Source organism: Maritimimonas sp. 2405UD52-3 (genome assembly GCF_056591715.1).
On record NZ_JBWQOL010000030.1, the window covers coordinates 1 to 248 of the forward strand.

The window sequence follows — 248 nt, forward strand, 5'->3', positions numbered from 1 at the left end:
TATACCTTTACAGTAACGAACACAGGTACAGCAACGCTGACAGGTGTAGCTGTGGTTGATGATATTTTAGGTGCCGTGACCTTAAGTGATGTAGCGGGTGATGGCGTGACCACATTAGCCGCTGGTGACAGTGAGAGTGGTACGCTTAGCTATACGATCCAGGCAGGTGACTTAGGTACGACCATTACGAACATTGCTACAGGAAGCAGTGATCAGGCCCCAGATGTTACGGATACCAACAGCATCCC

At 49.6% G+C, this 248-nt stretch carries 1 protein-coding gene; it reads left to right on the top strand.

Annotated elements, in window-relative coordinates:
• The coding region (locus tag AC1EU5_RS16045; protein ID WP_480193431.1) for a DUF7507 domain-containing protein at nucleotides 1-248 on the top strand (248 nt) is incomplete at both ends.